General features: G+C 34.3%; 22 protein-coding genes and 2 tRNA genes. 8 read left to right on the top strand and 16 right to left on the bottom strand.

All coding sequences use genetic code 11. The annotated features are described in order from the left end of the window. Positions 1–43: 43 nt before the first annotated feature. Positions 44–550: a pyridoxamine 5'-phosphate oxidase family protein gene (locus GOQ17_RS11680; RefSeq protein WP_159637591.1), complete on the bottom strand. Its 507-nt coding sequence runs from the start codon at positions 548–550 to the stop codon at positions 44–46. Between the two features lie 67 nt (positions 551–617). On the opposite strand from GOQ17_RS11680, the gene GOQ17_RS11675 reads away from it, so the two are divergent. Next, on the top strand, positions 618–842 hold the full coding sequence (locus GOQ17_RS11675; RefSeq protein WP_159637590.1) for a hypothetical protein: 225 nt from the start codon (positions 618–620) through the stop codon (positions 840–842). Positions 843–903: 61 nt separating this feature from the next. On the opposite strand, the gene mazG is transcribed toward GOQ17_RS11675, so the two are convergent. Further along, positions 904–1,713, bottom strand: a complete 810-nt coding sequence (mazG, locus tag GOQ17_RS11670) for a nucleoside triphosphate pyrophosphohydrolase (protein WP_159637589.1) — start codon at positions 1,711–1,713, stop codon at positions 904–906. Positions 1,714–1,805: 92 nt separating this feature from the next. Between mazG and GOQ17_RS11665 the strand changes: the two genes are divergently transcribed. From GOQ17_RS11665 to GOQ17_RS11655, 3 genes are read left to right on the top strand one after another with little or no spacing between them, the layout of a single operon-like run. Beyond that, positions 1,806–2,111, top strand: coding sequence for a hypothetical protein (locus GOQ17_RS11665; protein ID WP_159637588.1), 306 nt, complete (start codon positions 1,806–1,808; stop codon positions 2,109–2,111). Continuing rightward, the gene (locus tag GOQ17_RS11660; RefSeq protein ID WP_236537135.1) at positions 2,111–2,659 is read left to right on the top strand and encodes a DUF1543 domain-containing protein; all 549 of its coding nucleotides are present in this window, start codon (positions 2,111–2,113) and stop codon (positions 2,657–2,659) included. Before GOQ17_RS11665 ends, GOQ17_RS11660 begins: the two co-directional genes overlap by 1 nt. 59 nt (positions 2,660–2,718) lie before the next feature. Continuing rightward, on the top strand, positions 2,719–3,363 hold the full coding sequence (locus GOQ17_RS11655; protein ID WP_159637585.1) for an MgtC/SapB family protein: 645 nt from the start codon (positions 2,719–2,721) through the stop codon (positions 3,361–3,363). Between the two features lie 84 nt (positions 3,364–3,447). Here the strand turns inward: GOQ17_RS11655 and rodA are convergent, their stop codons facing one another. From rodA to GOQ17_RS11615, 8 genes are all read right to left on the bottom strand, one after another. After that, a complete protein-coding gene (gene rodA, locus GOQ17_RS11650) occupies positions 3,448–4,719 on the bottom strand; it encodes a rod shape-determining protein RodA (RefSeq protein WP_159637584.1) in 1,272 nt (423 codons plus the stop codon). Further along, positions 4,706–6,685: a penicillin-binding protein 2 gene (gene mrdA / locus GOQ17_RS11645; protein ID WP_159637583.1), complete on the bottom strand. Its 1,980-nt coding sequence runs from the start codon at positions 6,683–6,685 to the stop codon at positions 4,706–4,708. The genes rodA and mrdA overlap by 14 nt, the downstream gene beginning before the upstream one ends. A gap of 13 nt (positions 6,686–6,698) precedes the next feature. After that, positions 6,699–7,223 carry a rod shape-determining protein MreD gene (locus tag GOQ17_RS11640; RefSeq protein WP_159637582.1) on the bottom strand — a complete coding sequence of 175 codons (525 nt, stop codon included), beginning with the start codon at positions 7,221–7,223 and terminating at the stop codon, positions 6,699–6,701. Then, the gene (mreC, locus tag GOQ17_RS11635; RefSeq protein WP_159637581.1) at positions 7,216–8,058 is read right to left on the bottom strand and encodes a rod shape-determining protein MreC; all 843 of its coding nucleotides are present in this window, start codon (positions 8,056–8,058) and stop codon (positions 7,216–7,218) included. The genes GOQ17_RS11640 and mreC overlap by 8 nt, the downstream gene beginning before the upstream one ends. Positions 8,059–8,160: 102 nt before the next feature. Continuing rightward, positions 8,161–9,183, bottom strand: a complete 1,023-nt coding sequence (locus GOQ17_RS11630) for a rod shape-determining protein (protein WP_149912555.1) — start codon at positions 9,181–9,183, stop codon at positions 8,161–8,163. Between the two features lie 162 nt (positions 9,184–9,345). Further along, positions 9,346–11,013, bottom strand: a complete 1,668-nt coding sequence (locus GOQ17_RS11625) for a M1 family metallopeptidase (protein WP_159637580.1) — start codon at positions 11,011–11,013, stop codon at positions 9,346–9,348. Next, complete coding sequence (locus GOQ17_RS11620) at positions 11,006–11,449, bottom strand: acyl-CoA thioesterase (RefSeq protein ID WP_159637579.1); 444 nt, start codon at positions 11,447–11,449, stop codon at positions 11,006–11,008. Before GOQ17_RS11620 ends, GOQ17_RS11625 begins: the two co-directional genes overlap by 8 nt. A 113-nt stretch (positions 11,450–11,562) precedes the next feature. Next, a complete protein-coding gene (locus tag GOQ17_RS11615) occupies positions 11,563–12,825 on the bottom strand; it encodes a DUF819 family protein (protein WP_159637578.1) in 1,263 nt (420 codons plus the stop codon). Positions 12,826–13,009: 184 nt separating this feature from the next. On the opposite strand from GOQ17_RS11615, the gene GOQ17_RS11610 reads away from it, so the two are divergent. Then, positions 13,010–14,212 (top strand): Gfo/Idh/MocA family protein, encoded by a 1,203-nt coding sequence (locus GOQ17_RS11610; RefSeq protein WP_236537134.1) that lies wholly within the window; start codon positions 13,010–13,012, stop codon positions 14,210–14,212. Next, positions 14,212–15,282 (top strand): Gfo/Idh/MocA family protein, encoded by a 1,071-nt coding sequence (locus tag GOQ17_RS11605; RefSeq protein WP_159637576.1) that lies wholly within the window; start codon positions 14,212–14,214, stop codon positions 15,280–15,282. The genes GOQ17_RS11610 and GOQ17_RS11605 overlap by 1 nt, the downstream gene beginning before the upstream one ends. A gap of 54 nt (positions 15,283–15,336) precedes the next feature. Here GOQ17_RS11605 and GOQ17_RS11600 read toward each other — a convergent pair whose 3' ends face one another. The 3 genes from GOQ17_RS11600 to GOQ17_RS11590 all read right to left on the bottom strand — a co-directional run bounded on the left by GOQ17_RS11600 (position 15,337) and on the right by GOQ17_RS11590 (position 16,594). Next, positions 15,337–16,290, bottom strand: a complete 954-nt coding sequence (locus tag GOQ17_RS11600) for a glycoside hydrolase family 43 protein (RefSeq protein WP_159637575.1) — start codon at positions 16,288–16,290, stop codon at positions 15,337–15,339. Positions 16,291–16,428: 138 nt separating this feature from the next. Then, positions 16,429–16,513, bottom strand: a tRNA-Leu gene (locus GOQ17_RS11595). A gap of 5 nt (positions 16,514–16,518) precedes the next feature. After that, positions 16,519–16,594, bottom strand: a tRNA-Gly gene (locus tag GOQ17_RS11590). 525 nt (positions 16,595–17,119) lie between these two features. Here GOQ17_RS11590 and GOQ17_RS11585 point away from each other — a divergent pair. Next, a complete protein-coding gene (locus GOQ17_RS11585; protein ID WP_159637573.1) occupies positions 17,120–18,151 on the top strand; it encodes a porin in 1,032 nt (343 codons plus the stop codon). An 80-nt stretch (positions 18,152–18,231) separates the two neighbouring features. On the opposite strand, the gene GOQ17_RS11580 is transcribed toward GOQ17_RS11585, so the two are convergent. The 3 genes from GOQ17_RS11580 to GOQ17_RS11570 all read right to left on the bottom strand — a co-directional run bounded on the left by GOQ17_RS11580 (position 18,232) and on the right by GOQ17_RS11570 (position 19,564). Beyond that, positions 18,232–18,648: a tail fiber domain-containing protein gene (locus GOQ17_RS11580; protein ID WP_159637572.1), complete on the bottom strand. Its 417-nt coding sequence runs from the start codon at positions 18,646–18,648 to the stop codon at positions 18,232–18,234. Between the two features lie 55 nt (positions 18,649–18,703). Continuing rightward, positions 18,704–18,997 carry a hypothetical protein gene (locus tag GOQ17_RS11575; protein ID WP_159637570.1) on the bottom strand — a complete coding sequence of 98 codons (294 nt, stop codon included), beginning with the start codon at positions 18,995–18,997 and terminating at the stop codon, positions 18,704–18,706. A 90-nt stretch (positions 18,998–19,087) separates the two neighbouring features. Next, positions 19,088–19,564 carry a regulatory protein RecX gene (locus tag GOQ17_RS11570; protein ID WP_159637569.1) on the bottom strand — a complete coding sequence of 159 codons (477 nt, stop codon included), beginning with the start codon at positions 19,562–19,564 and terminating at the stop codon, positions 19,088–19,090. An 18-nt stretch (positions 19,565–19,582) separates the two neighbouring features. On the opposite strand from GOQ17_RS11570, the gene GOQ17_RS11565 reads away from it, so the two are divergent. Continuing rightward, positions 19,583–22,066, top strand: coding sequence for a bifunctional UDP-N-acetylmuramoyl-tripeptide:D-alanyl-D-alanine ligase/alanine racemase (locus GOQ17_RS11565; RefSeq protein ID WP_236537133.1), 2,484 nt, complete (start codon positions 19,583–19,585; stop codon positions 22,064–22,066). Positions 22,067–22,071 lie beyond the last annotated feature (5 nt).

The raw sequence follows: 22,071 nt of genomic DNA, 5'->3' as shown, positions 1-22,071 counted from the left end.
ATGTGAAAAGTTTATGTATATTTTATGAAACTCAATAAATATATTAAATATTTATGTCACCTTGGCGACCAATATCTATTTTTTGTCCAGTCACAGCTGCAGAAGCAACCTTTACCAAAGTCATTAATTTATTAGTCTTTGTATCCCAATAATGTGAATCTAATGGTGTTACTTTCAATACGCGAATGCTAGGATCTTCTTTTCCTTTTTCAAAATATACCTCCACAAATTTATTCCAATATTTATCGATTCTATCTTGGTCTCTGGATGATTCTGCAATACCATCTATACTTAAAAAGGTATAAGACCCGGGATCACAAAATGCTAATGAAATTTTGGGATTTACTTCCAAATTTTTATAGGTCTCACTTTCAGAGGAGATCAAATACCAAATATTTCCTTCATCATCTATTTCCTGCCGACTCATAGGAGTCATGTAAGGATATTGTGTATCTTTGGGATAGGATACCATTAAGGCAACATCAATTCTGTTTACCAATTCTTTCAATTTTTCAATTGCCTCTTGATTATTCAAATTTTCTGTACTCATAGCTAAAATGTTTTGAGTTAAAACAATTTGAATACCTAATATGTTTTGATAATGGAGGTCGAATTCTATGATTTTACAATTAAATCCCACTATCTATGTAGATACACCGTTGGGAAAGGGACACGCATTATTTATAATTGATTACGGAATGCATCAAAATTCATGTTGGGTGGTGACATTAGAAAATAATGGTATTGTGAAGCATTTTGATGCAAATGATGTCATTATATGTACAAATTTTACGTACCACATCAATAATGAAAAAAATAGTTTTGAGGCAGAAAGTGCCTAACTAATTTTGTTAGGAGATTAAAAGTTAGGTGTCAAGCCTAACTTTTAATCTTTATAGAATATTACAAACCTTTTCTTTTGGCTTCATTCCAAAAAACGTCCATTTCTGCTAAAGTCATATCTTGTAATTTCAAGACCTTTCCTGCGGCTTGTTCTTCGAGATATGTAAATCGACGAATAAACTTTTTATTGGTTCGTTCTAAAGCATTTTCTGGATTAATACCAATATGTCTTGCATAATTTGTCAAAGCGAAAAGTAGATCTCCAAACTCTTGCTCTGCCTTTTCGATATTAATATGTTGATTTTCTACAATATTGTATTCGATTTTAAATTCTTGCAATTCTTCTTCGACTTTTTTCCATACTTCCGTTTTATCGTCCCAATCAAAGCCTACACCACGCACTTTATCTTGAATTCGGTAAGCTTTTACTAGCGCAGGCAATGATTTTGGAACACCCGACAAAACCGATTTATTTCCTTCTTTCAATTTTATCTGTTCCCAATTTGCTTTTACGTCTTCGTCGTCATTTACCTCAATATCACCATATATATGTGGATGTCTAGAAATTAATTTGTCACAAACTGCATTCAACACATCAGTAATATCAAAAGCTTTCTGCTCCTCAGCAATCTTCGCATAAAAGATTAAATGCATTAATAAATCACCTAGTTCTTTCTTTATTTCGTCCAAATCATTCTCAAGAATGGCATCAGCTAATTCGTACATTTCCTCAATGGTCAGATGACGCAAACTTTCCATGGTTTGTTTTTTGTCCCAAGGACATTCTAAACGTAGCGTATGCATGATATCGACCAGACGTTGGAATGCTAGGGAAGGGGTGTGCTGAGTTTCGGGAGCTTGATGTGCCATATTTATATTTTGAACAAATTTAAGCATAAATGAAGTTAATCTAAACAGAATCATATCTTCATATGTTATCATTTTACATTAAAAAAAATAATATGGAAACTAAATATGATTATCTAACTGTCACTGCTGCCCTAAATGAATTACAGGATTTAGGTTACAGCCATGATTTCAACATCGATTTTGATAAACTTTTCTTTAGTGCTGAAGATTATGTAATTGATTATTTATATCGTTATGAAGGAATTACTAATCCAAGTGATGAATCTACCGTTTATGGCTTGCGTAATCAGCGTACAGATGAAAAGGGTGTTTTTGTAGTCGGAGATTTGTCATTGGTAGAAGGTAAAAAGCGAGAAATCATTATTAACTTAGAGATTCGATCAAAGAATCAAGGTTGATGAAAAATTTATTTATGATTATTTTGGGATGTAATCTTCCCAATCGTTTCACTGAACAGCATGATGTTTTCTTTGGAATATCAGACACTTTAGCTGATTTGAAACAAAATATGATTGATTTTTGGCCTGAAACCAATGGACGTATGCATATTGATTCATATCGAATTGTTCGTAAAGTAGGGGCTTATGAAATCTGCATTGTGGATAAGGATAAAGATCATGTTAAGAATGATTTAAATTTATACTTCTTGAATTTAGGTGGTTATAAGCCATCTGATATGGAGGAATATCACTACAAACAATTGGTCGTGGCTAAATCAATGTCTGAGGCAATATCTATTGCCAAACAAAATACATTTTGGAAGCACCACGAATCATCGCATGTGGATAATAAATATGGGATAGATGTTGATGATGCATATTTGGTTGAGGATATGTTGCCATCGGAAGTTAGGTCTAATTATAGTATTCAAATTATACCTAATTCAGAACTTGTAGAAGAAGAGAGAGTAGTTGTAGGATATTTAAAGTTAGACAAATTAAAATAGCTCTCGATCAATATTTGTATAAAATATTGTGTTTATTTGAATGTTAAATTAAAGGTGGTATGCTCGATTTTTTACTTGAAAACGAGAGTTTTCAAGCTATTTTGGTTTCAATTGCATGTGGTGCGATTGTAGGTTTAGAAAGAGAATACAGGAATAAATCCGCTGGCTTTCGGACAGTCATATTAATTTGTTTTGGTGCAACGATATTTACTTTAGCATCCAAACAGGGAGACATTTCTGATGACAGGATAGCAGCTAATATTGTTACGGGGATAGGTTTCTTAGGTGCAGGGGTGATTTATCAAGGAAAATTCTCTGTACAAGGTTTGACTACTGCCGCTGTAATATGGACTATGGCTGCTATTGGGATGTTAGTTGGGTTTGGAGATTACGCAATAGGAGTGTGTCTTGCGGTGATAATGGTGATTATTTTATCGCTTTTTCAAAGGATAGAAACACTATTAGCATCTGTATTTCTTACACGAACAATTCATATTACATTCAAAGACAATTCTATAGAACATTTGCGTGCGTTTGAACAGTTTTTAGAGACGTATCAAGTTGAAGCCGTACGAAAAGGAATGGAAAAGGATGAGAATCGATTGGAGGTAATTTTTGAAGTATCCGGAAAGCGTAAAAAAGTTCGTTTGCTAAATGAGTCTATTATTCAGTTAGAATATGTATATGCATTCAGTAATATGTAACTAATACAAATCGTCTGAGATATTCACGACGATCTGTACTAGTTCGATGAATGATAATTACTTAATAAAATTTAATCGAAGGAGCTAGATTTGTGACAAACCTTTTCTAGTTGAATCAAATTTCAACAGAATAAACAATAATATAGTAAAACTCCACAATGAAGAACCACCATAACTAATAAAAGGTAAAGGGATACCAATAACAGGAACTATACCTATGGTCATACCTATATTAATAAAAAAGTGGAAAAATAGGATAGAAGCCACCCCATATGCATATACGCGAGCAAAGGTTGTGCGTTGTCTCTCCGCTATATGAATAATGCGCATCAACAAAAAGATATAAATAGCGATAACTGTGACACAGCCCACAAACCCCCATTCTTCACCAACTGTGCAAAATATGAAATCTGTACTTTGTTCTGGTACAAAATTGTATTTCGTTTGCGTTCCTTGTAAATATCCCTTTCCAAATAATTTACCCGAGCCTATGGCTATTTTGGATTGATTAAGATTATAACCTTGACCCTTTGGGTCGTCCATTTTGCCCAAAATAATATCAATGCGATTACGTTGATGAGATTGTAGAATGTTTTCATAAGCAAAATCTACACTCAGTACATAGACACTCGATATAGCGAAAATAACCCCTAAGTCAATTAGGTACTTTCTTTTTTTACCGAAGATGAATATAAATGCTGTACATATAGCTGCAATTATTCCGATAAGAAGCCATTGATTTATTAATAAAGCTAATACAAAAAGTAAAATGGCTAATCCACCGAAGATGAGGAGTTTTGTACTTACATATCCTTCTCTATAAAATACAAATATCAATGAAAAGAAAGCTAATGCCGAGCCTGTGTCTGGCTGAAGCATAACTAGAAATACGGGAAACAATACGATACAAGCGCCCACGACCAAGCCTTTTAGCGTCGGATTTTTATTTGTTTGCGTATTTAAAAAATAAGCTAAAAGTAAACATGTTGCTAATTTTCCAAATTCAGAAGGTTGTAAACGAAAGCTTCCAATTGGAATCCAAGCTTGATTTCCTCCCACATTTCTACCGACGACCAATACCGTCACAAGCAGTAATACTACAACAATATAAATAAAAGGTGTAGCAGATATAAAGAAACGCTGGTCAATAATTAAAATACTAAATCCAATAATTAGTGCAGTGAAAATGTAAATAGATTGCTTGCCGTAATTGGTAGCCATACTAAATAGGCCTGGATTCTCCGGGTCAAATACAGCAGCATGGATGTTAAACCAGCCAATAAGACATAGCACTAACCAAAGGATTATGGTAATCCAGTCAATTCTTCCCAAAAAACCTTTCTTATCGTTGTGCATAGTTTCTTCTGACTTGACTATGGTGAACAATTATATTACCAGTATTTCTAGATTTAGTAGTTGCTTGCTGATTTGAATTACCAGAACTAGTTGTTTTTTTTGTTGTGTCTTGCTTTGGCTTAACTTCCGTTTTTGTCTCTTTAGTTTTTACTTTTGGCAAAATAACGGCATTCTTTACTCGGTCTTGAATATGTTTAGGAAGGCTAATTGTATCACGAATATACTTTTCTATTAACATACTTGCAATTGGTGCAGCCCATGTACCACCATATCCAGCATTTTCAACGAAAACCGCTATAGCGATCTTGGGATTTTCTCTGGGTGCAAAAGCAAAGAATACAGCATGATTTTCGCCATGTGGATTTTGAACTGTCCCCGTTTTACCACACATTTCAATCCCAGGAATTTTCGAAGCCGCAGCAGAACCAGATGATACAGCACGGCTCATGCCTTCAATTACTGGCTCGTAATGCTTAGCATCTACTCCTGCCCATATCTTTTCTGTAAACTCCTTTTTTACAATTTGCTTTTCACCTATACCTTTAATCAAATGTGGACGATAATAGAAGCCTCTATTAGCTACGATAGCTGTCAAATTAGCCATTTGCAAGGGTGTGATTCCCAATTGACCTTGTCCAATAGATTGCGAAATATTGTAACTTGAAGTCCATTTGTTACTTCCAAAATGTTTAGTGTAATATTCAGAGGAATATACGTTTCCACCTTTTTCTCCTGGTAAATCAATTCCTAGAGGTTGTCCTAGACCGAACTGCATCAATCCAGCACGCCATAAATCATAAGCTTGATAAGTAGGCATTCCACGTCTATCCAACATGTGTGCATATACGAATCCATAATACGTGTTACATGATTTTTGAATGGATGTAATCAAATCTGTCGAATGATGAAAGCCAGTACAGCGCATGATAGCGTTACGTCCATAGCGATACCCACCACCACAATGAAATCTTGTTTCTGCGTTTATTATTCCAGCTTGTTGAGCAGTCAAGGCCGCTATTACTTTAAATATAGAACCAGGAGGATATGATGCCTGAATGGGTCTATTGAACATGGGCTTATAAGGGTCATGAAGCATCTTCATGTAATTGTTGCCACGCTCACGTCCTACCATCAAATTTGGATTGTAACTCGGACTACTTACATAGGTTAGGATTTCCCCTGTCGCAGGCTCTATAGCTACTACAGAACCAAGTTTATTGCGCATCAGCTTTTCTGCAAGTAATTGTAATTCCTTATCAAGTGAAGAAACCAATCCTTCACCAGAAATGGCCAAGGTATCATATTTTCCATCCATGAAAGAACCTTGTGGACGATTCAAAGCATCTACCATTTGGTTTTTGACACCTCGTGTCCCACGTAATAATTCCTCATAAGAACGCTCTACTCCTGATGCACCTATATAATCCCCCGAACGGTAAAATCCATTTGAGCGTTTTATGTCATTATCATTAACCTCTTGTATATAGCCTAAAAATTGCGCTGCAACACTGTCAGGGTAGGTTCGGATATTACGGTCTACGGTATAGAATCCATGGAATTTATCCATATGCTCTTGTAGAATTGCAAAAGTTTCTTTAGGAATTAATTTTTCGAAGAGTGAGGCGCGATAAGGGGAGTGGTCACGCGCTTTTTTCATCCGCTTGTCAAAACCTTCCTTATCAATGCCAATTAATTGACATAGTAAAGCTGTGTCAATATTTTTTGCTTCTCTAGGTGTGACCATCAAATCATAAACTGGTTCATTTTGAACTAAAATTTTACCATTTCTATCTAAAATTACACCACGTGCAGGGTATTCTATTACTTTACGTAAGACGTTATTGTTGGCTGATAATAAGTAAGAATCATCAATTATTTGCAGGTAAAATAACCGAGCCACAATAGTAATGGCAACAATAAGGATGATTCCTTGAATAACATATTTTCTCTCAAAAAAACTATTCATGATTCATCAACTTTTAAGTTATTACACGTGACTTTTTATGATAGGTCAATAGACTTATTACAAAAATAAGTATCAATGTAAACATTGAACTAAGTGCAATGCTCAGTAATGTTTGGATAATATTATGGAAAGAGAATATTTCAACAAAAAATAAAACACTATGATGTATTAGTATGGAAAGTAATATATATGTTCCGTACCATTTAAAGCCCATATTACCCCAAGATGGCGTATTAAACGAGGCTTGTTCGTCCAATTCAATCGTGATTTTATGAAAAAATATTCGGAAATAGACGAGTGCGACACAAGCTGCTGCATGAATTCCCATGCTGTCATAAAAAGCATCAATACTTAATCCAGTCAAAAATGCTAAAACAAATAGTGTTAAATTAGAAAGACCAATAGGTAAGAGTAAGATGATAAGAATATAAGGAAATGCCACAGCTAAATTATAATAACCGATATTCTTAAGAACTGCTACTTGAACGACTAATAGCACCAAAAAACGAATAATATTAAAAATTATAATTTTACCCATTGTTATCGTTTAATGCTTCCAATTCCATTTTTTCTTTTGCCAATTTATCTTTGACAATATACACGTGAGTTAGCTTTTCAAACTTAGTTGTTAATAATATTCGTACATCTTTAAAAGAACCACCTGTCACAATATCAGTTTGAACTATATAACCCACTTTTATTCCCTTAGGGAATTTGGTAGAATAACCAGAAGTATAAATTGGCTGACCTATATACAATTTAACATGGTTTGGAATATCACGAACCATAGCAAACCTAGATTCTGTATTATCTCCCCAGACTAAGGAACCAAAGGCTGTCGCTGTAGAATCTACCGAAACAGAAATTTTTGTATCAGGATGCAAAAGTGATTTTATTGTACTGAAATTTGATGAAACATTCAATACAGTACCTACTACGCCATTTGAAGTTATTACCCCCATATCTTTTTCTATACCATCTAAGGATCCTTTATCAATAGTAATGTAATTGTTTCTATGATGTACACTGTTATTTATAACTGAAGCAACCGTAAATGCATAACGACTAGAATTCTCTATGGAGTCCGTATTTAATGGTTCGTATGTTGTATCAATTGCTGTTAATTCTTGTAGTCGATGTCTTAAGAGTGCATTCTCTTCTAATAAATCCTTGTTAGATTCGGCTAAATGCATGTATTCTTTCCAAGAATTAACATTGGTATAGAATGTACCAACGATTACATTTGAAGAATTAATAAATGAAGAACGCTGGTAATTATTATTGTTGACTACTAAAGCTAAAGAAGACACGAAAAATAGTATAAACCAAAAAAAGGCATTATATCGGACTAAGAAGAGCCACAGATTTTTCATGTACTATTTATTGTCTAAATTTAAATTTACTTTTAACAAATACGCGATATAGAAGTAGTTAAGCTTTTCTATATCGCGTATAAATATCTTATTTAATGGAAGTTATTGCATTAAAAATTTGAACCTTCCAATATTTTTTAACGCTATGCCTGTACCACGTACTACAGCGCGAAGAGGATCTTCTGCAACGTGTACTGGTAATTTTGTTTTAGCTTGAATACGCTTATCCAAACCTCTTAATAAGGCTCCTCCACCAGTTAAATATATACCTGTTTGATAAATATCAGCTGATAATTCAGGTGGAGTTATTTCTAGTGCTTTCAAAATAGCTTCTTCAATTTTTGAAATCGATTTGTCCAAACAATGTGCAATTTCAGTATATGAAACAGTAATTTGTTTTGGAATACCTGTCATCAAATCACGACCTTGAACAGCAAAATCTGCTGGCGGATCAGACAGCTCAGGAAGAGCAGCACCAACCTCAATTTTAATTTTCTCAGCCGTACGATCACCAATCATAATATTATGCTGACGACGTATGTATTGTACAATATCTGAATCAAAATTGTCACCAGCCACACGTATAGACTGATCACATACAATTCCTGACAACGCAATAACAGCAATTTCTGTAGTACCACCGCCGATATCTATAATCATATTTCCGACAGGCTCTTCAACATCGATCCCAATACCAACCGCAGCTGCCATTGGTTCATGAATGAGGTAAACCTCTTTTGCGCCAGCTATTTCGGCAGAATCACGTACAGCACGTTTTTCTACCTCAGTAATACCTGAAGGAATACAAACTACCATGCGTAAAGAAGGAAAAAACCAAGATTTACCGTTGTTAACTAGCTTCACCATACCACGGATCAAAGCTTCTGCAGCTGTAAAGTCTGCAATAACTCCATCACGTAAAGGTCTAACTGTCTTTATATTGTCGTGCGTCTTACCTTCCATTTGCATCGCTTGTCTACCAATAGCAATTACTTTATTGGTAGTGCGGTCAAATGCTACTATAGAAGGTTCATCAACTACTACTTTGTCATTATGTATAATTAGGGTGTTTGCCGTCCCCAAGTCAATCGCAACTTCTTGCGTAAACCAATTGAATAAACCCATTTAAAAAGTCCTGATGCTTTGTGTTAAAATTTGAACAAAATTAATTAAAAAAAACTGATAATGATAATTGCTAACAATTAAAACTGTTAATTAATTGTCTTTTATTTACAAGTATAATGTATAGTGTAATTCACTGCTTGTCTAACGTACTTTTTTACGTAATTATTGTAGATTTACATTGATATAATAGTTGTGCGTATCAATTTTAAGATTTGTTTTATTCAAATTTTTAATATTTATCTTTGAAAAATCATTAGTAAGCTCTATAAGTGTAGTTGAATTATCAACTCCCAAATGAATTGGCATTTTGAAATCTTTTACTTCAGTTATCCATCTAGCAAAACACTCACCTTTAGCATTGAATTTTACATCTAATGTAGGTATATTCGAATGTTGAATATATTGTTCAAATACTTTGCTAAAATCCTTCGATGACTGTTTGGAAATAAACTCTACAATGTCTTGATAATCGACTTGGCTATGCTTAAAATTGCTATTGATATTACGTAAAATAAATCGCCATTTGGGATCATCATCAATAATAGTACGTATCATATTCCAGAAAACCCCACCTTTAAGATACATATCACCTGAACCTTCTTTGTTCACATGATAAGGACCTTGTAATGGTTTGTCGTTGCGAATTCCCGCACGATTACCATAAATATAAGCCTGCCCAGCTTCTTTGCCATAAAAATATTCTATGAATAAAGCTTCTGAATAGTTCGTGAAACTCTCATGAATCCACATATCCGCCAAATCCTTTGCTGTAATATTATTTCCAAACCATTCGTGTCCGGTCTCATGTACCACAATAAAATCCCATTTATTACCCCAGCCTGTATTTGAAACATCATGCCCTAAGTAACCATTTTTATATTTATTCCCATAGGCAATCGCTGATTGGTGTTCCATCCCTAAATGCGCAGTTTCCACAATTTTGTAGCTATCTTCGAAGAATGGATAAGGACCAAACCAATATTCTAGTGCTTCTAAGGTTTCATGAACATTTTTCTTTAAATGATTGACCTTTTCAGTTGTATTATTTTCGCTCAATACATAATAGTCAACGTCAAGTTTTCCATCCTCGGTTTTTAACTTTTCGCGTATACGCACATAATCTCCAATATTTAGTGAAACGTTGTAATTATTTATTGGATTTATTACACGCCAATAGTATTTTGTATAATCATTAGGAAGTTCCTCGACTTTGATAAGCCTACCATTTGAAACATTCATTAATCCTTTTGGAACAGCAACAGAAATCAACATACTATCAGGCTCATCTGATTGATGATCTTTATTTGGCCACCATGCACTAGCACCAAGACCTTGAACCGCTGTTGCCACAAAGGGTTTCCCGTTACTGTCCTTTTTCCAATCAAATCCTCCATCCCAAGGAGCTCTAGTTGCTTGAATAGGATGTCCAGAATAATATACTGTGAAAGAATCTATTTGGTCTTTTATAATAGTCGTTGGAAACGTAACAAAAACCGCATTAAATTCGCGTGTAAACGTTAATTCTTTTCCTTTGTATACTATTTTATCGATGGACAAATTATCAAAAAGATCAAATTGCAGTTTTGAAAAGTCATTTACAGCTTTAAACTTAAATTGATTGGATCCTGAAATATGTTTGTTGTCTGTATCCACAGTTACATCCAAATGGTAGAATTTTACATCGTAGCACGTTCTTAAAGGAGTTAATTGTCCTCTCAAAGAATCAGCCTTTGAATACAGGTCTTTAGCTCGAAGTAATTGAGCTTTCGAAGGTGTTGCAATTAGGCATACAGCACCCAATAGTACTGATGCGAAAAATATTTTATTCATTAATCTCTAAGTAATCTGATGATTTAGGTATATTTTGAAGTATAGATTTCCAATTTTCTGGAATGGGTGTTAATTTTCTAGCCACGAGGTCTAGCCAAGCTCCGTCTACGTGAATAGTAGCGGCTATTATTCCATTTGATTTGATTATTTGGTGTCTAAAAGAAAATCTACCGTTCGTCGTATTGAATTTGGTGACTTCTGTTCTCACCTGAATATATTCATCCAAGGACACTTCTCTATGATAAATCAATTCTTCACGAAATAGGATCGGACCAATCTTATTTTTTGCAAACTCTTCTAATGATAAGCCAAGCTGAGTAAGCATGTTACTTCGTGCTTGCGCACAGAAATCGGCGTATGCAGAATGTCTGAGATGACGATTTGCATCAATTTGAGACCATAATACTTGCCCTTTGTAATAAATATTTTCGCTCATAATTATAAAAGTGTTTTCTAAAATAGAAAATATTATTTAATTGCTAATTCCACAAAAACAAAACGAGCGATAAAACTTTGTTTATCGCTCGCATTTTGATTTAAATGTAAGGACTAAATAGGTGAGGCTAATTGCATTAATACAGCTGTTAACCATCCTGCATAGGTTCCAATGGCGTAGCTAAATACTGATAGAATTACTCCTACTGAGATAAGTGATGGATGGAATGCCGCTGACATTACTGAAGCCGAAGCAACACCTCCAACATTCGACAAACTCCCTACAGCGTAATAAAAAAATGGAATTTTGAATATTTTGGCTACAATAAAAAGTAATACGGCATGAAACGAAATCCATATGATACCAACTATGAATAATCCTGGATTTTGAAGAATTGCTAAAATATCCATTTGCATGCCTATCGTTACGATTAGGATATATAATAATGCAGTACCCATTTTGGATGCACCTACATCTTCTAATTTTCGAGCGGGAGTAAATGATAATGCCACACTTATTATAGTAGCAAAAAGAACTATCCAGAAAAATGTGTTAGTTAGGGAAAATGTTTCTAATTGTGGATGATTTTCTGCTATGTAAGCCGCCACTGGTTCGGCCAAGAAAGTGGCTAATCCAGTTCCTGCAAAAGCAATAGATAACATTAAGATGATATCTTTAGTTTGAGGCATTTTAGCATTTTCTTGAGCTTTCTTTTCCAGTTTTACCATCAATTCATCAACATCGCGCGAGTCAGCTTTGAAAAATTTATCCATCATTTTACTTTTGCTAGCACCATATAATAGAAGTGCCATCCACGAATAAGCGACAAACACATCGACAGCTATTATAGATGAAAATAGAGTAGGTGAAGGTTGTAAGATTTCTTTTAGGGCAACTTGGTTAGCACTGCCGCCAATCCAAGATCCCGCTAATGTACCTAAGCCTCTCCAAACCTCATCCGGACCAATACCGCCTACAACTTGAGGAGCAACCAATGCAGTAAGCCAAACAGCTAATGGTCCTCCTAACAAAACTCCCACAGTACCAGTGATAAACATTAGACCAGCTCGCTTACGTAAAGCCCACATTTCTTTAATATCCAAATTGAGGATAAATAGTATCAAACAAGCGGGTAAAAAATATCTGCTTCCAATAGTAGTTAAAGGTGAATTTGCTCCGTCAAATACATGAAATGAATTTAAAATACCAGGTAAAAAATAACAAAGTAATAATGGCGGGATTATATCGTAAAAACCTTTGATGAATTTATTGTTTATACTTGAAGTATAAAATACTAATCCCAAGATTGCCATTAATATACCTACAATCACTGTGTTATTACTAATTAGCGGTTCTATTTGTTGTACGTTGTCCATAGATTTTAGTATAGTTGCGTGAAAATATGTAATATTTTTGATGTTTTATGGATTAAAGGTGGAAAGTAATGACTTTCAACTTTCTAAAGTTTTTTAAAAGTCGCATATTTATGTTATGAAATACTCTAGACGAAATTTTATAAAATCAAGCAGTCTAGTACTAGGCAGCTTACCATTTGCTTCAATGGCAAATTCATTACATCAAAACCGAAAAATTAAAGTAGGCTTAATAGGTTGCGGAGGACGAGGTGTTGGGGCATTGGTACAAGCTTTGAGTGCAGATCCCGATGTTATAGTGACAGCATTGGCTGATGTATTTCCAGAACAATTAGATCAAGCATTATTACTTGCCCAAAAAAAGGATAGTGTAAGAGTCGATGTGCCAAAAGAAAGACAATTTTTAGGATTTGAAAGCTATAAGAAGTTGATAGAAACAGATGTTGATGTAGTACTTCTGTGTAGTCCTCCAAATTTTAGGCCTGATCATATGGAATATGCTGTTTCAAAAGGAAAGCATATTTTTTGTGAAAAGCCTGTTGCTATAGATATTCCGGGCTTAAAGCGTGTGATGGATAGTGTCAAAACTGCCAAAGAAAAGAATTTAAATATTGTGTCAGGATTCTGCTTTCGTTACTTACAGCCAAATCGCGAGATCATGCAACGAGTTTTAGGCGGAGATATTGGTGATGTTAGGTCTGTTACGACCTTTAGGTGTGGAGGAGAAAATACTGTTAAGCCAAGATTAGCTCATTATAATGAGATGCAGTATCAATTGAAAAATTGGGTGTATTTTCAGCGCTATACAGCAGATTTAATAGTTGAGCAAACTGTTCATAGCTTAGATTATATGAATTGGATTATGAATAATAAATTACCAAAATCTGTATTTGCAACCGGAGGAAGACAGGCTTGGAAATGGGATGGATTAGGTAATGGATATGATCATTTTGCAGTAGAGTATGATTATGGTAATGGAGTGAAGGGAATGCATTTTGGTAGACAACAGAGTGGCACAGATAATCGCAATTCTGTAGAAGTTTTAGGAACGAAAGGAAATGTAGAGGTAAATCTAATGAGTTCCTATAAGATTTATGGCGATAAGCCTTTTGAGTATTCTGGGACAGCAAATAATATGTATCAAACACAACATGATGAACTGATGTCTGCAATTCGTAGTGGTAAGGTCATTAACGATGGAGATCATATGGTGAATTCTACATTATTAGCTATATGGGGAAAAATTTCTGCTTATACCGGAAAACGTATATCATTGGAACAAATATTTTCTTCGAACGAGGTTCTTAGTCCTAATTCGGATCAGTTTTCGTGGGATATGCCTGAAGATAAATTAGAAATTGCTAGGCCGGGTATGAAATCATTTATATAATGGATAAAATTAAAATATTAGTTGTAGGTTGTGGAAATATGGGCGCGTCACATGCAAAAGCTTATCATGATTTTCCTGAATTCGAAATAGTTGGTTTAGTTTCTCGAGGAAGTAGTAAAGATGTTTTACAAAGCAATCTAGGTTCGAATTACGCCTTGTTTGAGGAATATGAGGAAGCGTTAAATTGTACAAAGCCAGATGCAGTGTGCATATCGACCTATCCAGACACGCATGAAGAATATGCAGTAAAAGCTTTGGAGAATGGAGCACATGTTTTTATTGAAAAGCCTTTAGCCAACACCGTGTTAGGGGCGCAGCGAGTTATTGATGCGGCAAATAAAGCTGGAAAGAAGCTTGTTGTTGGTTATATATTAAGACATCATCCTTCTTGGAGGCGATTTATTGAAGAAGGGAAAAAGCTAGGTTCACCTTTGGTTTTTCGAATGAATTTGAATCAACAAAGTCAGGGGTATATGTGGGATGTACACCGAAATTTGATGAAAAGTTTGAGCCCAATTGTAGATTGTGGTGTTCATTATATTGATGTTATGTGTCAAATGACTTCAGCCAAACCAATTTCTGTATCAGCAATCGGCGCTAGACTTACAGATGATATTCCTGCCGAAAATTATAATTATGGACAATTGCAAATTCGTTTTGATGACGGATCAGTAGGTTGGTACGAAGCAGGATGGGGGCCAATGGTAAGTCAAACGGCATTTTTTGTAAAAGATGTTTTTGGGCCTAAAGGATCGGTATCTATAGTTGCAAATGAAGCATCCAAAGACGGGCAGTCAGATTCTGTGGAGGCACATACCAAAACGGAATCTATTCGTGTACACCATGCCGCAATTGATGAAGATAACAAGTTTGTGAAAGAAGACGAATGGATAAATCTTCAAGATGAACCAGATCATCAAGAATTGTGTAATCGGGAGCAAAGATTCTTTTACGAGGCAATAGTTCAAGATATGGATTTATCTAAATCTATGGATGACGCATTAAACAGTTTGAAAATTGCATTGGCTTGTGACGAAAGTGTTAAAACTGGAGAAATTATCAAGCTTTAATTAGTGCTGAATTAACAAAAATGTCCCTTATAAATTATAATAAGGGACATTTTTTTATTTTAAGGGTTGTTTGACACCTTCAAAAGTCATTTTCACGGGTAGAATTTTTCCGTCCTTATCAAATTTCATTTCATCAATACAAGTAACACGGTCATGCGCGCTTGTTTTTCCTAATGGACGACGGTGGTATACGATATAGTATTTTTCTTCATTGGGAACTTTAATAACTGAATGATGTCCAGCTCCAGTGGCAATATTAGGATCTTGTTCTAAAATCGTATTAATACGTTCAAATGGACCTAATGGATTGTCTGCAATGGCATATGCAACTTTGTAGTCGGGGCCTGTCCAACCACCTTCAGACCACATAAAGTAATACTTACCATTTTTTATAAACATAGTGGGACCTTCAACATAATCCTTTGGAGTCACTTCTTTGTAATATGTGCCATCGTCAAAGGGAATTAATTTTGTGAAATCTGGACTAAGCTTAACGACATTGCAATGTTTCCAACCACCATAATACATATAAAAGGTGCCATCTTTATCCTTAAATACATATTGATCTATAGGTTGTGCGCCATTAATGATGTCGCTGATTAACGGTTTTCCCAGTAAATCTTTATAGGGTCCTTCGGGTTTGTCTGCTACTGCCACACCTATACCTCCAATTTGACCTTGATGGACATCATTTGCTGCGAAGAAAAAATAGTATTTACCATTATTTTCAATGACTGAAGGTGCCCACATGGCACGTTTTGCCCATTTAACTTCATTATTATCTAAAATATTAGGATGTTTTGTCCAATTCACTAAATCGTTGGAAGAAAAGGCATCGAATTTAATTTGTTCTTCAAAAGGCGCAGAATAGGTGGGATAAATCCAATATTTGTTGTTATAAATAATTGCTTCAGGATCCGCATAATTTCCTGGGAAAACAGGGTTTTGTTGACTAAGTGCATTTAGCCCACAAAATAAAAACATAGATAGTATAAATGATTTTCTCATAAAGTATAAGGATTGGTAATAGATTGAATTAAAGATAGTGATTAAAAGTTATGTTGAAAGTAACATATTAATCACAATACCATTTACTTTGAATAAGTATAAAACAAAAAAAGCCCGACATTATTGTCGAGCTTTGCGTACCTAGGGCGGGAATCGAACCCGCACTCCTTTAACAGGAACAGGATTTTAAGTCCTGCGTGTCTACCAGTTCCACCACCTAGGCAACTCTGGAGCGAAAAACGAGATTCGAACTCGCGACCCCAACCTTGGCAAGGTTGTGCTCTACCAGCTGAGCTATTTTCGCTTTTGTAAGTCTTTCAATTTTGTTCCGAACATCGCGTCCTTCCCGATTTGATGATGCAAATATAGAGCTATAATCCATTTCTGCAAAATGTTTTTGAAAATAAAATGCCTATTTGTTGATGAAATTAGGCATTTATTTGATAATCAGTAAGAATAATTTATATGAACGTTTGAGAGAGGAAGATTTAAGTAATTATTTCTGGAGTAATGTTGTTTTTATTGATTGATGATTGGTTTATTTTACTTTTTTACATTGTTATTTCTGTTTTTTATTATAAAAAATTCTATATATTCTTAAAAGTTTGTATTAATAAATTATTTAATTAGTTTTCTTATATAAGAATTTCAATAATTGTTGTTTTGTATTGAAAAATTTCCATTATTTGTATTTTTAATTTCAATAATTCAGATTTTAGTATAAAAAATATTGGTTTTAGTGTTTTTTTATTTGTATAATTTGTTTTATTGTAATTAATATTATGAGAATTTTAAAAATTAACCTATTAAATCAACTAAAAACAAATTTATGAGAAAAAAATCTTTACTTTTATCACTATTTATGATGGGGGCTTTTGCGTATGCGCAAGAAAGCATCAGTGGAATTGAAATTACTGGCTCAGCAGACGCGTATTATAAATATGATTTCGCTAAAGGTGAGAATATTGAAACATATTTCGCTAATGATCATAACTCAATTTCTTTGGGTATGCTAAATCTAGGATTGAAAAAGTCGACCGGTAAAGCATCCTTTGTGGGTGAGGTATCATTTGGTCCTCGAGGTCAATATTTAACCATTCCAAATGGAGATGGCACAGATGATAATTCTTTTCATATCCAAAATTTATATGTTGATTATGCTTTTACCGATAAATTTTCAATGACCGCAGGTTACATGGGAACATTTATTGGTTATGAAGTTATTTCTCCTGCTGCTAACTTTCATTACAGTACATCCTATCTTTTCGGGGCAGGACCTTTTCAGAATGCTGGTATTAAGGGAACTTATGCTTTTTCGGATAAAGTATCTTTAATGGCTGGATTATTTAACGATTGGAATGTCTATAAAGATTTGAATGGTGTATCACATTTTGGTGCACAGCTAAGTTTAGCACCAGTAGATGGTTTGAGTATATATGCGAATTTTTTGACAGGTTCTTCTGCCGGAGGTAAGGAGGAATATTCTTCTGGAACAATTTACGACTTAGTAGCGAGTTATGATGTGTCTGATAAATTCTCACTAGGACTTAATGCTGCGGATTATTCTTTTAAATCAGAGGGAGGCTACCAAGGAGTGGCATTATATCCAAAATTTAATGTCACAGATTATGCGCAAATTGGTTTAAGGGGCGAGTATTTTAAATGGAAAGACGTAAGTGATACAGAAGGAGCATCGGTTACTTCATTAACTCTGTCAGGAAAATTAACGCATGGTGGTTTGTCATTAATTCCAGAATTCAGATTTGATTCGGATGATTCTAAGCCATTCTTTAAAAGTGATTTTACCACGCCAACGAAATCTGCTTCACAATTTTCATTAGCATTGGTATATGCTTTCTAAAAAAGAAAATCTATAATTAGTCAATTGGTTTTATAAATGGAAGAAGGGATTTTGAGTCATTCAAAATCCCCTTCTTTTTATTATTCAGATACCTTTTTAAGGTTTTCTAGTTCCTTACGGAGGGCTTCTATCTCTGCTTTTTGTTCTTTAATGGCTGCTACTAATACTGGAATTAAATTTTCATTATTTACTTCGTCATATTTAAATGCTTTAGTAGCGTTTTTTCCAGTTTTATATATTTTTGATTGCGTCTGAAGAACCTCAGGTGAGGCATTTTCCGTGGTAAAACCATATTGTTTTGCTTTTGGTAATTCAAAGGCTTTGTATTTTACAGTGTTATAATTAAATGTCACTGGTTCTAGGCTGTTTAGCACAGCAAAAGGCTGAGAAATTGTTTGTACATTAACTTTTAATTCTTTCTCATTGATTTGTTGAGCATTAGCTGTATGCGCAACACCAACAATTGCGCCTATGATGACGATTGATTTTAAAGTCATAGTTATATGTTTTAAAAATGAAATACTTGATAATTAGTCTAAACGTATTGTAAGACTACACGTTAGGAGGCGGGTAATGCAATTGAAAATGCCTTAAAGGTAAGCTATTTATGCGATCAAAATAGTTGTGTGCAATACTATTAGGTAGAAAGATAAATGAGAAACTAGACAGAAAAAATACTTCTATTTCATATAGTTTTTCTATTTCTTTGGTTTCTTTTTCTGTAGAAAGTTGTTCAACGAATTCAATTTCTTGTGTAGCAATATGTAGGATAGAAGAAGTCGTCTTGTATGCCAAGCAGATCAATAAAATTACAGAAAGAGAATATTGAACTAATTTTCTATGCATTTGCTACATTTTCATTTTTGTAAAAATAGAAAAAAGTTATTTTTTGTGAAATATTAATTCTGTTACTTTTTTGTCATATATTATTAAAGGCTAATGCTTTAACCTTTCGAATATTAAATCACTTTCATAACCTTTGGATTGAAGATAGCGAACTATTTTGCCTTTATCTTCATAAGATAAATTTTTAGAATTTGAAATGCCTCGCTTTGCTATCAATATATCAATCTTGGTTAAGTATTCTTCGTAGTCAATTTCTTGAAGAGCGATTTTTATTAATGGAGCAGATATTCGCTTTGCTTTTAGATGTTGAATGATTTTTATTTTTCCCCAATCTTTAAGACGGAATTTTCCTCGTGCAAATGCTTTGGCAAAGCGTTCTTCATTCAAGAAATTATCTTCAATTAGCGTTGCAATAATATTTTCAACATCCACTTCATGCAAACCCCATTCATATAATTTGTCACGTACTTCTTGTTGTGCGCGCTCTTGATATGCACAATAGCTTTCGATCTTCAGCTTTGCTTGATGTGGAGTGTATTTTTTCTTCTTTCTTTCGAAATCATCCATACTACAAATCTTCAAAAAATGATAGACTTATTAAAAAATAATGGTGAAATTTGTATTAACTATAAAGCTATGTACGTAATTTCTGATTTCCTTACTCGGTTAAAACCTTTCAAAACAATACTTCATCATCCTAGTTTGCCGTTTGATATACTATCGTATGATTCCCGAAAGATAAAAAGTGGACAGCGTTGTTTGTTTTTTGCATTGAAAGGTCAGAAAGATGGACATCGCTATATAGCAGATGCATATGAAGCTGGAGTAAGGAATTTTGTGTTGTCAGATGCCAAATTTGAGGTCGATGGTTTCGCTGAGGGGAATTTTTTGTGGGTTGATGATACACTAGTTGCATTGCAAGAAATTGCTTTGCAGCATCGGGAGAGTATTGATGCATTAGTTATAGGAATAACTGGAAGTAATGGTAAAACCATTGTGAAGGAGTGGTTGACACAATTGCTGCAAATTGATAAAAAAGTGTATCAGAGCCCTAAGAGTTATAATTCCCAATTAGGTGTCGCTTTATCACTTTGGAATCTCCATAATGATTTCGATGTAGCTCTCATAGAGGCAGGAATCAGTAAGACGGGGGAGATGGAAAGATTGGAAAGGATAATTGAGCCTAAATGGGGAATATTCACTTCTTTAGGAACAGCACACCGTGAAGGATTTCCTTCAAAGGAGGTCAAATTAGAAGAGAAATGGAAATTATTTGAAAAGGTTGAAAAAATAATTGTTCCATCGGGACAACTTTCTGTAGATTACTTAATTGATGAAAGAATAGTTAGTTGGGGTAATCTATCTGAAGATAAGCTTTATGTAAACTCCATGCTTACAACTGGGCAAAGCACGTTAGTTAATTTGTCTTATAATAAACAGGATTTTAAAATTGAAATACCATTTTCGGATAAAGCATCCATCGAAAATATACTAACCTGTATTTTGACAATGCTGGAAATGGGATATACCTCGCAAACAATTTGCGAACGCATAAGTAACCTGAGACACTTGGATATGCGCCTACAATTGAAAAAAGGCAAAAATAATAGTAGCATTATAGATGATACGTATTCAAATGATTTAGCCTCATTGAGCATTGCTTTGGATTTTTTAAATCAGCAAAATCAAAATCCAAGAAAGAAATTAATACTAAGTGATTTTGAAGGGGAGGCATGGACAGAAAAATTTCAATTAAAACTTCAAGCATTGTTGTCGTCGGTTCATTTGGATGAAATTATCTTTATTGGAGAGCGTTTTACAGATTTGAAATTAAAAATTCCAAGTCAAGTTCGAGTTTTTAACTCTACAGATGATCTGATCTCTGATCTATCAGATTTAGATCTATCTAACGCTGTAGTCTTGATCAAAGGTGCGCGTAAGTATAAGTTAGAGCTTATAAGTAGAAAATTGGTGGAAAAGTCTCATGAGACTGTATTTCAAATTAATTTGCAATCACTGGAGCACAACTTGAAACAATATCGTTCTATAATAGCGCCTCAAGTGAAAATGATGGCTATGGTTAAGGCATTTTCGTATGGAAGTGGATCTTTTGAGGTGGCTAATGTGTTGCAATTTAATAATGTTGATTACCTTACTGTTGCGTTTGTAGATGAAGGTAGTGAATTGCGACGAGCGGGTGTTAAACTTCCAATTATGGTATTAAGTCCACACGAAAGTACATTTGAAGATGTAGTATTATACTCGCTTGAGCCAGAGATATATTCTGTAAGAATACTTAAATCTTTTGTTGAGTTTTTGTCAGAAAGAAATATTGTTGATTATCCTATTCATATTAAGCTCGATACAGGTATGCACAGACTTGGGTTTATGGAGAATGAAGTCGACGAATTGATGCTGATATTACAAGAGCATAGAGAGCTAAAAGTTATTTCTGTTTTTTCTCACTTAGTAGGTGCTGGCTCAGATGTATTGAAAGAATTTACCAATCGGCAAATAACTGTTTATAATAAAATGGTCAATAAAATTAAAAAAGTACTTGAGTATGATTTTATTCGACATATTTGTAACACATCTGGGATAGTTCATCATCCAGAAGCACATATGGATATGGTTCGGCTGGGGATAGGGCTTTATGGTTTTGATTCCAATTCTAAAGATTTGAATTTAGAAGAGGTAGGTCTTTTAAAGACGACAATTACACAAATAAAACATTTAAAGGCGGACGATACTGTTGGTTATGACCGTAAAGGTGTTTTGAAAAGGGATTCAAAAATCGCTACAGTAAAAATCGGCTATGCTGATGGATATAGTCGTAGATTTGGAAATGGAGTGGGAGAAATGCTTATTAATGGAAAATTAGCACCTACTGTAGGTAACATATGTATGGATATGTGTATGTTGGATATTACAGATATAGATGCGCAGGAGGGAGATGAAGTAATCGTGTTTCCAGATGTACACTTAGTCGCACAGCGAATAGGTACTATTCCGTATGAATTGCTTACAGGTATTTCAACACGTGTAAAACGTGTGTATTTTTATGAATAAATTTA

It is taken from the genome of Sphingobacterium composti (genome assembly GCF_009829075.1).
GTDB classification, from domain to species: domain Bacteria; phylum Bacteroidota; class Bacteroidia; order Sphingobacteriales; family Sphingobacteriaceae; genus Sphingobacterium; species Sphingobacterium composti.
Note: the sequence above shows the minus strand (reverse complement) of the source record. Positions and strands in the feature narration are given on the sequence as shown.